The 13,286-nt window shown below is 34.9% G+C and carries 7 protein-coding genes; all 7 read right to left on the bottom strand.

The features are described from left to right. Positions 1-82: 82 nt before the first annotated feature. The 7 genes from AAFU52_RS10700 to AAFU52_RS10670 all read right to left on the bottom strand — a co-directional run bounded on the left by AAFU52_RS10700 (position 83) and on the right by AAFU52_RS10670 (position 13,155). On the bottom strand, positions 83-2,374 hold the full coding sequence (locus tag AAFU52_RS10700) for a GEVED domain-containing protein (RefSeq protein WP_438426397.1): 2,292 nt from the start codon (positions 2,372-2,374) through the stop codon (positions 83-85). Between the two features lie 207 nt (positions 2,375-2,581). After that, positions 2,582-4,933 carry a penicillin-binding protein 1C gene (gene pbpC, locus AAFU52_RS10695; RefSeq protein WP_024769951.1) on the bottom strand — a complete coding sequence of 784 codons (2,352 nt, stop codon included), beginning with the start codon at positions 4,931-4,933 and terminating at the stop codon, positions 2,582-2,584. A 43-nt stretch (positions 4,934-4,976) separates the two neighbouring features. After that, the gene (locus tag AAFU52_RS10690) at positions 4,977-5,894 is read right to left on the bottom strand and encodes a bifunctional metallophosphatase/5'-nucleotidase (RefSeq protein WP_024769952.1); all 918 of its coding nucleotides are present in this window, start codon (positions 5,892-5,894) and stop codon (positions 4,977-4,979) included. Then, positions 5,884-6,654, bottom strand: coding sequence for a 5'-nucleotidase C-terminal domain-containing protein (locus AAFU52_RS10685; protein WP_438426396.1), 771 nt, complete (start codon positions 6,652-6,654; stop codon positions 5,884-5,886). The genes AAFU52_RS10690 and AAFU52_RS10685 overlap by 11 nt, the downstream gene beginning before the upstream one ends. 81 nt (positions 6,655-6,735) lie before the next feature. Further along, positions 6,736-7,029: an antibiotic biosynthesis monooxygenase family protein gene (locus tag AAFU52_RS10680; protein ID WP_024769954.1), complete on the bottom strand. Its 294-nt coding sequence runs from the start codon at positions 7,027-7,029 to the stop codon at positions 6,736-6,738. 29 nt (positions 7,030-7,058) lie between these two features. Continuing rightward, entirely contained in the window at positions 7,059-7,571 is a 513-nt protein-coding gene (locus AAFU52_RS10675) for a hypothetical protein (protein WP_024769955.1), read from the bottom strand. A 58-nt stretch (positions 7,572-7,629) separates the two neighbouring features. Continuing rightward, positions 7,630-13,155 (bottom strand): alpha-2-macroglobulin family protein, encoded by a 5,526-nt coding sequence (locus tag AAFU52_RS10670; protein ID WP_438426395.1) that lies wholly within the window; start codon positions 13,153-13,155, stop codon positions 7,630-7,632. Positions 13,156-13,286: the final 131 nt, after the last annotated feature.

The following is a 13,286-nucleotide window of genomic DNA, read 5'->3' as shown; positions in this document are numbered from 1 at the left end:
AAAAAGAGTGGAGTTCCTGATTACATTCAGGAATCCCACTCTCTTTTCAGTATTTTACGTACTAGCTAGCTTTAGTTTGACTTTATCGCTTTACAAAACGTTTAGTATATTGATTATTTCCATCTGTGAATTTCAGAAAATAAATTCCTTGTTTCAAATGCCCAACATCTATAGTGGATTTATTTTCACCTGATATTGAGATAATTGTTTTTCCTAAAATATCTATTACAGAATACGAGATTTCTTTTGATTCTGTATTGAAAGATATATTAAGTATATTTCTAGCCGGATTAGGATAAAGTGTTACATTATTATTTTGTTTAGCAGTTAGCGATCCACCAATCACAACAGTATAATCTTCGACTTCGCCATAATTAAATGATCCGCAAGCAGAAGGAGACGTATTATATCTCATAGTAACTCGCATTCTAGTAGTTCCATTGGTAGCAGATGAAGGCACTGTAAAGCTTCCGCTTACGGTTGCGTTTTGAGTTGCAGATTGTGTCCAGACTTGTTCTCCGGTATCTGCAAAATCACCATCCTGATTATAATCTATCCACACCCGGTAGGCTTCATTGTATTTTGTGCCTGGCCAGGTAGGTGTTACTGTGATCGTATTTGAACTTCCTTTGGATAGATTTGTAGATTCTGATGTAAAATCACTATATCCTCCGCTTCCAGCGGTAGAAGTTTTATCAATAGATCCTATTTGAACCCTACTGATATATTCTTCAGAAGCATTATTTCCATTTGCAGAACAATAAGTAACTCCACCACCACCTGTAGTGGTCACATTAACTGTATTACTAAATCCAGAAATGTTTCCAGCTGCATCTTTGGCCTTTACTCTAAATTGATATGCCGTATTAGCCGTTAATCCAGTAATATTTGCAGAAGTACCTGTTACTGATGTAGCAATTGAGTTTCCTTGATACACATCATAGCCAGTTACCCCTACATTATCGGTAGCAGCAGTCCAGGAAAGTGATACTGAAGTTCCTGTAACATTAGAAGCACTTAATCCTGCAGGAGCAGAAGGCGCCTGCGTGTCTCCACCACTGCCAGCGTTATATCCATTCACTATTTTGGTAGTACATCCAGGAGCCAGCCATTGACAAATATTCGGATATGTCACCGAGAGGCGACCATACCAATCTGGTGAATTATTACCACAAGCAGCGTCTCCACCATGCAATTGACCTACAACCCTTTTATTTTGATCATAGAGAGGAGACCCAGAAGACCCTCCTTCTGTTGTCCCATCATCCCAATCACTTACTCTCCAGTGAGTAGTTCCTGATCCTGATCCTCCATAATATGATGTGATTGAAGATGGATCACTATCAAATGATATCTTTTTCACATCACCAGCAGGGTGATGAATACCTGTAGTTTTAGTAGGAATACTTCCCGTGGCATCCCATCCAGAATAATATACATTATATGCAGAAGGTGGTGTAGAAGAAAGCTTTAATAATGCATAATCTGAACCTGAGCCGCTATCCATCATTTGAGAACCAGAAATAGACTGACTAGTTGACCCGTCAGAGTTATTGCTACACCCAGGAGATTCATAGTTAAAAACAAATACCCAGTTGGTCACGTCACGACCAGATGTACAGTGATTTGCTGTTAAAAAATATGGTGTTCCATTATTTGCAGTATTATTCATTAAAGATCCAGAGCACCATCTTGTTCCGTTTCCTAAAATTGCTAATGCTACTGATCTAATTTGATCTCTCCATGGATCTCCTTCTGCACAAACTACATTGTTATTACAAGATCCAGAATCTCCAAAGTTTTTTACCATTGTCATTATACCTCTGTAATCATGGGCAACTGCAGAAATATTTAAATCTGGCTGTTGTTTTACTTGAGCTGGTTGAAAATATTCTACTATGATTTTGTCTCCTTTTACAGGAGCTAAACCCAATCGTTTTGAGTTTTTATTATTAGCAGAAGTAAATGCTCCACGAACATCAGATTTATCTCTGTTATAGACAAATAATTTACCTCCTTCTGGAATTTTAAAATTCGAAAAGGTGAGATTAAGTGACAGTGCTCCTTTAGATTCAATCTCAATCAGCCAATAACGATCACCTTTTGAATTGGTATACCATTTTCCCGAATTTCTTGGATTAAGATTCGTTTTATGAGCATACGCAAAACGCATTGGTACGTCTTTACTTGATTCTAAAGCATCTTCCTTTAGCAGTTTTGCTATATCCAGTTTAGGCAATGTTACACCAGGAATTTGGCTTGTTTTTGAAACACGTTCATTCGAGAACAAGGGTTCTCCTCCTTGGCCTATTTGGGAATAGGCGGTAATGCTTGAACATAATGCTATGACAAGCAATAAAATTGCATTTTTCATTGGTTTTAAGAGTTAAGTTGAGTTATACGTTAATTATTAACGCTAGCTAATCTGTAAAATGTTGATTCTAAGATACTAAGACAACTGTTCAAAATTTAACAATTTTATTATTTTAACACAAAATTGCAGTATTTTATGTTTTTATTAATAAATGTATTTTTGTTGGTTACGGGGAAAAAATAGAAGAGTTATGGGTTTAAATCAAAATCACTCTTTGATTTCCATTTTTCGCTTTAATTCATTTCCTTTTTCGTCCAAAACAGTAATAACATGTACTCCTGGTTTTGGAGCCACAGCCATTTCATGAAATTGCTTTGTTGTTCCAATAAATTCATTGTCAACATACCAAAACACTCGAGTTTCTGGATTTGTATGCGCAATTTTAAGAATTACCTCATTGGTTTTACCATCAAATCCTTTGGGTAAGTAGACACTACTATTGGCCTTTGGAAAGATAAAATCCATTCGTTCCTGAGATTCTTTTATACAGTCTGGTCGATAAGGCGGTAAAGAACGATAATCTGCATTACCTGTTTTAAAAAAATATTCTTGTAATGGAGGTAACACAAACCAAGATTCATGAATGATATTGGCAACAGGTTCACAAGAAGAATTTACTCTGTATTGCTTCGCGGTATCCAGGTGCACTAATTGATGATATGGGCAAGGTTTGGTTCTAGTTCCCGAAAAAGGAACATCCATTTGTTTGGTTGGGCAGTTGCTACCCGCCAGAAAACCACTTTTAGTACAGACTGTTACAGTAATCAGATCATCATACGGAGCAGGGAACCATTTAGATTTTGGTAATAGATTAAACACATCAAATAAAACAGGTGCAGCCGAATTTAATCCTGTGAGTTCTGGTCTTCCTTCTCCATCGGCATTGCCAATCCAAATTCCTACTACATACTTTTGACTGGCACCGATTGCCCAAGCGTCTCTGTTACCAAAACTGGTTCCTGTTTTCCAAGCAATCTCTCTCGAAGAATCATAAAATTCCCAGGCTTCATCACCCTCTGGTCGGTTTACTTTTTTCATAGCCTCAAAAGTTAACCAAATACTTCCGGCACCATACACTGGTTTTTGTTGTGTGCTTTTACCAAAGTCTACTTCTCTATCGGCCAAAACAATTGGTTCTGTAAATTCTTGAGTAAAGTATTCACTAGATGTACTTTGATAGTGGTTTAACGTGCCCGCAAAGCCAGCATATATTTTACTAAGATCCCAAAGATTTCCTTCTGCTCCTCCAACAATCAATGACAATCCATAATGGTCAGCTCCATATCTCAAATCTCTAATATGAAACGCATTCATTTCATCTCTAAATCTTTGCAATCCATACTGTTGCAATAACCGAACTGCTGGTATATTTAAAGAACGAGCCAAAGCTCGATTTGCCGGAGCAGCACCGCTATAACCTTCATCAAAATTCTTGGGGTTATATCCCGAAATTACTGTAGGGATATCAGAAACCAATTGTTCTGGTAACAATTCACCTTTATCCATCATTGCGGCATATAATAATGGCTTTAATGTACTTCCCGTACTGCGTCCTGCCTGGACGATATCTACATCTTTTTGATGTGCTCTGTCGGTTGGTGAATTTCCTATATAACTTAACACTTCTCTGGTATCAACATCTAAAACCAAAACTGCCATATTATGCACCTCATTTTGTTTTAATACCTCGTGATGTTTTCTAACTACTCGATTAACTTGTTTTTGCAGTATTGGATCAATTGTAGTTTGTACTCTTTTACCATTATGTTCTTTTGCCAATCTTTCCAACAAATGAGGAGCTGTTTGTGGCAAAAAATAAGGTTTTTGAGGTAATGTTTCACTTATTGATAATTCGTATGTCAATGAATCGATTGTCTCTTCTTCTAAAAGGGTATGAAGCAATCGATTTCTTTTCTTTAGTAATCTAATTTGGTTTTTTCCAGGATAGATTAAAGAAGGGGCATTAGGTAATACTGCAAGTGTTGCGGTCTCTGCCCAGGATAATTGATGAGCGGGTAATCCAAAATAACGCCAAGCTGCCATATCAATCCCCACTACGTTACCACCAAAAGGAGCATGAGAGGCGTATAGTTTCAAAATCCTTTCTTTAGAAGTTCCAAACTCCAGTCGTGTGGCCAATACTAATTCTTTTAATTTTTCAAAATAGGTGCGTTTTTTACCTTTTCGTGCCAAACGAATAACCTGCTGAGTGATAGTACTTCCTCCTCTAACCACTTTACCTGCACTAATATTTTCGTTAATCGCTTTCCCCATCGCTACTGGGTTGAATCCGAAATGTCGATAAAATTGCTGATCTTCAAATGCGATGATACACCGTTTGAATTTTTCGGGCACACTATCGGTCTCAGGGAAACGCCATTGTCCATCGATTGCAATTTTAGCACCTAATAATTCTCCGCTTCTGGTTTCAATTACTGTAGCAGTTGGATCATTAAATAGTGGTCTTGGTAATAAAAAGTAATATATAACCAATACTACTCCAAAGATTATGAAGCGTTTTGGATGAGTTTTTATGTAGTTTCTTACGTTTTTAAACAATGTGTACTATGGATGAATCTATAAATTATTCAAAAAAAATATTTTAAACCTCTATTGACCTTCCTTCTACTGTTTTACTCCCGTTGGTGTCAAAATAAAAATCAATTTGTCCCATATACACTCCACTTTTACCACATTGATTGACGAGTACTTTCTTCCCCACTAAATTGTCTATAATAACTGGTTTCGGTAATAATGTATGCGTATGACCACCTATAATCAGGTCGATATCTTTTGTCTTTTTTGCCAGATGAAGGTCAGAAACTTTATCTTGAGCATTTTTATAATCATATCCAATATGAGAAAGGCAAATTACAAGATCGCAATGCTGATCTTCTTTTAATACCCTCGTGATATCTTGAGCAATTTCAATAGGGTCGAGATATTGAGTTTCTTTATATAAATTTTTATTCACTAAACCTTCCAATTCTACTCCTAAACCAAAGACTCCGATTTTAATCCCATCTCTTACTAATATTTTATATGGTTTTACTATACCATCTAGCACCGTATTTTTAAAATCGTAATTGGCCGATACAAAATCAAAAGTGGCATTAGGTAATTGGCTTAGTAATCCATCAATTCCATTATCAAAATCATGATTCCCTATCGTTGCAAGATCATAGTTTAGTTTTGACATCAGTTTAAATTCAATTTCACCCCCGTAATAATTAAAATATGGAGTGCCCTGAAAAATATCTCCTGCATCTAATAAAATGGTGTTTAGATTTTCTTTTCGTACTTTTTCTATGATCGATGCTCTTCTGGCAAACCCTCCTAATCCAGGGTATTTATAATGATTGTTTGGTAGTGGATCAATCTGACTATGCACATCATTGGTATGTAGTACTGTTATCTTTTTTGATACTGGTCTAACACAAGATACTAAACTCACTCCTCCTAAAGTAGCAAAAGCTGTTGCCGATGCTATTTTCTGTATAAATATTCTTCTATTCTGCATATCTCATTCTTTTATCCAGTTGTACTTTTAATGTATCTATTGATTTAAAATAATCGATTAGTGCATTTCTGAACTTATAATCTGTTTTATATAATTGTATAGGATCTTTAAAGAAATTCATACTATCTCCCCCTTGTTGTAAATAATCTGTAGTAAGCACTAAATAGGTTTTACCGTTTTGTAATGGTTCACCATTAATAATTAATTTTTGTACTTCTTTTGATTGTTTTACAATACTGAGTCGTAAATTAGAAACAGGGTGTGCTCGTTGTTTTTCGATCAAATAAGAAACTAACTCCTGTACTTTTTCATAAGATAATTCTACTACCACCAATTCATTTTCAAAAGGCATTACTTCAAAAGCTGTTCTTGCAGTTACCGGTCCTTTGAGTATTGGTGCCCGTATACCTCCATGATTTAATAATACAAAATCAATTTCTTTATTATATCTTTTTTTAAAAATCGGTTCTACCTGATGTAAAGAAATATCTGCTGTAAGGTTACCCAATTTGCTTTCTAATTCTCCATCGTGTTTAGTTAAATCTACTGTAGCAATACACAGTGTAGCATCTAAAGTTTTATTCAAATGATCTCGAAAAGGTGTAATAAATGAATCTATAGCTTTATCTGCAATTATTGTAGAATCAATTTTTTGTTGAATTGCTGAGATCTTATTTACCGAAACCGATTGTTGCTTACAGGAACAAACAATTATCAAGCAAAAAAGACCTGTTAAGAGCTTATAAAACTTAGTATTCATATATTTTCGACTTTTCAACAATGGTAATAAAAAAAACAATATGTTGCTTTATGGTTAAGTTAAAATAACCGCTTTGCTATATCAGGATAATATAGATGCATAATGTTGCACCATAGGAAAAGGATCATAAAAATGATGTAATAATTTTTTCCATTCCTTATATTCTTCAGATTTTCTAAAACCTGTTTCATGATCTTCTATCGTTTCCCATTCTACCAACAATACATATTTGTCATTTTCTTCTATACATTTCAATACATCATGCCTAATATATCCTTTCATAGCAGAAATTATTTTTTGGGCTTCGTTAAAAGCTTGCTCAAAAGCTTCTGATTCTCCAGATTTTATATATAAAATTGCTTGCTCTAAAATCATTATTTTATCAACTATTGTGGTAACAATTTTTATTTACTTAAAATGGTTTCTATTTTATCTAATGAAATTTTATTTATGTTTTTGGAATATGTTCCATATACCATCTTTTTTTTAAGATTAACATCCAAAAAACCAGTCTCACATGAAAAGAAATCATAATCATCCATTTTTCCATTTTCAGAGTCCTTCCAAATTTTGTTTGGAGCAATTAAATAATGGTTCCCTATCTTAAAATGATCTGTATATGGCCGACATAGCATTCCATTATCTCCCCAAATTTGAATGACTTTACGAGTATCTTCACCTTTATATTTTTTAATAACTTCTACTTTCATTGCTAAAGGTATTTTCTTCAATTTTCCATCATCTTCAAACTCCAAAAATTCAGAATACTCAATTACTTTTACCAGAGCAACAAACCCTCCTGTCGAAACTGAGGAAAATGAGCAATCTCCCTTACAATCACAATCACATGCAATGGCTTGAGAAGAATACAATCCTATGACAAAGAGAGCTATGTATTTAAGCAGGGGGTTTTTCATAATATTTGTACTATTTAATTCGGATTAAAGAGATTATTCTGTAGCCAAATCAATTAATCTATTTCACCACTTCGACCCATTTCCCTTTACTTCTTACTAGATAATCATTATCATACATGGCTTCGCATTGGATACCTGGCAGATAGTATTTACCTAGATAGGATGCATTTAATAAAATGGTCATCGTTTTACTTTCATTTGGTTTTAGGTCAAAATAGAAATTCACTCTATCATCACGAATATCAGTATGTGTTACCGCATTAGCTTTAAACGATCCAAAATCTGTAAATCGAGTATTGACTACTTCCCATCCTGATGGGAAAATTTCGGTCAATGCAATATCTTTTACTTTAGAACCTGTAGTATTAGTAATCGTTACTTCTGCCACAAAATCTGTTCCTTGAGTTAATAGAATCGGATTAATTATATTACCATCCCTGGTCTTATAATCTACAATTGCTCTAAACTTGTTTTGAATTACTTTTTCCTTACCAACAGGTAGAATTCCACTTGTTGCAATTTGTACAAAAATGGTATTATCCTTATTGTTTTTGAGCACCAGTTTATTGTCTTTTAAAATAGATATATCACCAGAAGTTGCCAATGTCTTGTTTGTATTAGCATTTGTTGATTTTCCGTTAAGAATATAGTTTACATTTACACCTTTTCCTCCTACATAGGTTGCATATTTTGCCATTGCCATTAATGCATAAGATGTAGTTTGCGTACTCATCCAATTTTTGGAAGATAATTCTTTAGCCAAATCCACTGCCACTTTCTGCGCCTTCACTTTTTGATCTAAAGCTACAAGTGTTTCTAGTGCCATTGCCCGATTTCGACTTGTAGACCCATAGCTGTAATGATTATTATTTCTAGGTTGAAAATCAATATTTGCCGAATTAAGCAATTGGTTTGCTGCATTTGTCTGAGCAATTAGCCCATAAGCTGCCGCTAATCTCAATTTGGCATCATTAGACAATCCTGATGTCTCCCTTAACCTGTTCATTGATGACAGATCAGGGCTCCCGGCAAGTGCTAATGTATATAATCGATAAGCTTGTGCCAAGTCATTGTTACCACTTCTCCATCGTTTGGCTTGCTGCTGCTGATAATTAATCCAGTTACTTTTAAAACCTATTGGCAATACATATCCTTGTTTATTTGCTTCGAGCAAGAAATGACCGGCATAAGTAGTTCCCCAATCATTAGGGTTACTATATCCAGGCCAATATGACATCCCACCATTTGGTTGTATAAAACGTTTAAGTCTATACATAGCAGCTTCTATATTTTTCTGTATTTTTTGCTTTTTATCCGATGATAAATTGAAGACATCACCAAGATACAATTGTGGGAATGCTGCCGAAGTCGTTTGTTCAACACAACCGTGTGGATACCGAATCAGGTAGCTTAATCTACTTTCAAAATTCATTGGTGGTAATGATGAAAACTCAATCGTTGCACTGTTACTTCCATCAATTCCAAATGCTGCAAAGTCTACTTCCTGCTCACTATTAGGTTCCAGAACAATAGAAGTGACTTCTGTCGTTATTGGATTTGGGTTCACTATATTAATAGGAACTTTATATGATGCTTTTTCTCCACCGCCGCTAGCCACTACTTCAATATCTGTAATAGAAGCTCCTTCTAGCACTTCGATATCAAAATAGACCATTTTTTCATCAGGTTGAGGAAACGATAGTTTTTGTTGCGTCTCGCCAATTACCGTAAATCCTTTGTTAGGCTTTAAGGTAACGGTTACGTTTTTTACTTTATTTTCCATCGCAAAAACGGTAACTGGTATTGTTACTTTTTCTCCTGGAGTAATTTTACGAGGAATTGAAGTTAGTACCATTAAAGGTTTGCGTACCGGTGTTGTCTTATCTACACTACCATAGGCTGCTTTTTCTGCATCTGAAGCTACAATCATCGTACGTACAGATCCTACATATTTTGGAATTTTAATCTTATGAGCACGTGTCTCTCCTTTTTTAAGTTCAAATGGTCCTTCAAAAACAACCATAGGCTTAAATCGGTTTGCTTTTTTGGATTTACTGCCTCCAGCTTCTGCATCACCACCAATACTAAATACCTGATTGATACTTCCGCCGTAGGCGCCAATTACATCATCATATACATCCCAGGTTTTTACTCCAAGTGCTTCACGAGCGTAAAAGCTATTCCAAGGATTTGGTGTTTTAAACCGTGTTAGATCTAATAAACCCTCATCTACAATAGCAATAGAATATGTCATGGGTTTACCATTATTTTCTCCAACTTTCAGCGTAATCGTTTCTTCTGGTCGCAATACATCTGGCATTGTTAGTTTAGGTTGAACCTTGGTATTCGGGTCTTCAACAGAAATTGGAACGATCCCATATAAGCGTATTGGTAAATCGTTTGCTGTATCGGCATGTGGTTGTAGTAATGTAATATTAATATACACATTGGGGGTGTATAATTCTTCGATCGGTAATTCGAATTTCGTTTCTCCTTTTTGAGGGGTTACCCATTGCGAAGACAGTACTTCTGTACCATTTTCTACTGTTACTAATGCTCTTCCGCCTTCACTAGATGGAAACGTTACAATAGCTTTCTCTCCTACATTATAGGTGTTTTTATCTGTTGAAAATAATAACATTGTTGCTGCCGAAGGATCATTTTTACGTGATTTTCCAGCCCAGCCTGGCCAATCGATATACATTATTTTTCCGGTAGCATGTCCTCCATTCGGATCTACCACTCTTACCAGATATCTTCCCCACTCAGGATATTTTAATTCGAAATTAAAATTTGCTTTACCATTATTACTGGTTGTTACTTTGGTTTTAAATACTTCGTTATGATATGATCCTCTATTATAAGAAGAGAGGTTATCTTCTGATGTATCCCACCACCATCTCCAATCTACCTTATAGATAAAAACTTCAAGATTTTTGACCGACTTAGGGATTCCTTTATCATCTACTGAAACAACTTCAAAATTATGTTTTGTGTCTGTTAACAACATCCCTCGTGCTTTATCGCCTTTAGGAACATTTACTCCTACATATGTACTATATGGTGAAAAATCTTTACTAATGACATCTGTACTAAAATCTCCTCCGTTTTCATATACTTTGGTAATAAAAGAGGCTTTTAGCATTCCTGCAGCTTTATTTTCAAGTTTTGGTTTAAGGTTAAAACTTGCTTTTCCTTCGCCAGAAATTCGCCCCTGAAATACTTCCTGTTCTTCGGTTCCAAACCTGCGAGTTGGGTCATCAAAAACATATCCTGGGAAGGTTTTAAAACTGGTTTTACCTGGATTGAATCGAACATTGATATCAGTTTTCAGGTTTTTGGCTATCGCTCCATGTAACCACAGCACTTCGAGATTACCTTGTATGTTCTTATTAGCCCCCAGAACTTCATCATCAAAGGTAGTTTTGATCTTAAGGCGGTTGGGTTTTATGGTTTCAATTTTAAGTGTTTTGCTAAAACTAGCTCCTCCAACATTAACTTTGGCTTGCCAGTTACCAGTAGGTGCTTCATCAGAAGTATTTACAACAAATTTGTAGAAATTATTGGTTCCATTAGTCTTTGTTTCCTGATAGGTAACTTTACCGTATGGATCACGTAACTCGAATTTTACCGGGTGTCCTTTTGGTAATTTATTTGCATTATCATTAAGCATAAAAGATAAAAACAAGGTATCTCCAGGACGCCAAACACCACGTTCTCCGTAAATATATCCTTTGATTCCTTTTTGCAATCTTACTCCAGAAACATCAAATTTACTTACAGATAGTGCGTTCCCATCATTCAATTTTACATAGGTTTGCTGTTTTCCCGATTGGGCAATGGCAAAATATGCAGGGCGATCTGCATCAAAACCTGTTATTCCTTCTGCATCGGTAGTCGCCACTCCCATTTCTTGTTGCTGATAATTATAAAAAGTTACTTTTACATTTGATACAGGGCTAGTGGTGACAATATCATTAACTGTAACCATATATGCATTATTAAGCCCTTTTTTAACTACTACTCCCAGGTTAGAGGCTAATACATTTGCACTTATTTTTTTATCTCTATAGTAAGAAGTGCTACATGGGTTCTCTCTTTCTTCCCAATTGTAGTCGTAATAATCATCATAATAGTATTGAGAACTATCCCAAAAACTGGATTCCTCTTCTTCGTCATAATTATCTGTCAATTCATTTATTGGGGTATCGTCTGCAGCTGCCCCATCACATTTGTAAAGCGAATAGGCTTTTCGATAATTTAGTTCTACTCTATAGATTGCTCCAGGTTCTGGTGTAATCAGCTTTTTTAAATCAATTGCAAAAGCATTCCATTTACTAAGATTTAAAGAAGGATTTTCTTGAAGATTAATTAGTTTTTTGGCAATTGGTCTTGCTACACTTCTCAAATCACTAGAACCATTAAGGTTATTGTTTTGTAAAAACTGAAGAACGTTATTTTCAAAGATTTTAACTACCTGTACCTCAACAGCCCGAAGGTTGATCGCTTCAAAATTAAATTTCAGATTATCTGAAGTAGGTAGAATCACTCCACTTTGTAGTAAACGAATCTCCGGATTGGGTTGTTGGAAAGATACATTTTCGGTATATGTGTTCTTTAATTTGTAATTATCTGTGCTTTTAATCCCTTCAAAAACAGTCACCTCTAATGTTCCTTTAAGTTCTTGTTTTGGGTATACTTTAAGCACATTTCCATTTACGGTATACTTTAAATTTTTTGTCCCAGAAATGGTTACTAAACCATTAAAATTTTGATTTTTCTTTAGTGGGTCAGAAAAATTGATTTCTACATATTGATTATCTACATTAGCGACCGAAACACTAATTATAGAAAAATTATTCTTCCCGGGTATGGCTAATACATCCTCGCCTTCGGTATCGATATCAAAAGATTTACCAGACCATTTAACATTTACTTCAGAATCATCTTCAAACCGTTGAATACTATCTATTCTAAAACTAAACTGACGGCTTTTATCGATTGATTCGCTAAATTTTACAGCTACTTTTTTTCCTTTTTGTGATGCAGTAATAAGTTGTTTTGCTACATCAAATTTCATTTGATCACTTGATGTTATTGTTCCATCTATATATTGCCAATCTTTACTATACGACTGAAGGTTATCTGTAATAATAGAAAATTGTTGTTTTAATGTCTTTACAGTAAAGACGAATTCTTCATCAAGATCATCTTCAAAATCTTTAACTAATTCTTCAAGATCTAGCGTAAAAGTGTAAGCCGTATCCTCATCAAACCCTTCTTCTGGTTGAAAAGAAATAGTTCGGTTGTTTACAGCAATTATTTTACCTTTTATCTTTGGTGATACAGTGAGTATATCTTTTGACAGTTCTTGATTATCATCCCAACCTTCTACTGGTGTTTGCAATACCACATATACGTTATCCAAAACTGAAATCACCCCTGAAGATACATCTGAGATATATTCTTGATATTTGTTTAATTCTGAAGCATTTGCCTCAGCTATGGATTGATCATCTTTTTTCTTACAAGAAAATACAAGTGTTACAAAAAGTAACAGATAGAGAATTCGCGATAATTTCATATTAGTCGATGTTTAGCGGATTAAAGGTAGTAATTATTTAACTGTATTCTACACTATCTTAACCTGCTTAATATTGTAAATTTCAATTCTATTATTTAATCCGTTTTTTAGTCCATTTTTTTGATCTTCAT

Origin of the sequence: Aquimarina macrocephali (assembly GCF_051627225.1) — a bacterium.
Classification (GTDB): domain Bacteria; phylum Bacteroidota; class Bacteroidia; order Flavobacteriales; family Flavobacteriaceae; genus Aquimarina; species Aquimarina macrocephali.
The sequence above is the reverse complement of the archived record's forward strand: the minus strand, read 5'-3'. Positions and strand labels throughout refer to the sequence as shown.

What these genes read in the sequence shown, in the direction of transcription:
- AAFU52_RS10700 (WP_438426397.1), bottom strand. Translation starts at nt 2,374, where the DNA reads ATGAAAAATGCAATTTTATTGCTTGTCATAGCATTATGTTCAAGCATT.
- AAFU52_RS10690 (WP_024769952.1), bottom strand. Translation starts at nt 5,894, where the DNA reads ATGCAGAATAGAAGAATATTTATACAGAAAATAGCATCGGCAACAGCT.
- AAFU52_RS10685 (WP_438426396.1), bottom strand. Translation starts at nt 6,654, where the DNA reads ATGAATACTAAGTTTTATAAGCTCTTAACAGGTCTTTTTTGCTTGATA.
- AAFU52_RS10680 (WP_024769954.1), bottom strand. Translation starts at nt 7,029, where the DNA reads ATGATTTTAGAGCAAGCAATTTTATATATAAAATCTGGAGAATCAGAA.
- AAFU52_RS10675 (WP_024769955.1), bottom strand. Translation starts at nt 7,571, where the DNA reads ATGAAAAACCCCCTGCTTAAATACATAGCTCTCTTTGTCATAGGATTG.
- AAFU52_RS10670 (WP_438426395.1), bottom strand. Translation starts at nt 13,155, where the DNA reads ATGAAATTATCGCGAATTCTCTATCTGTTACTTTTTGTAACACTTGTA.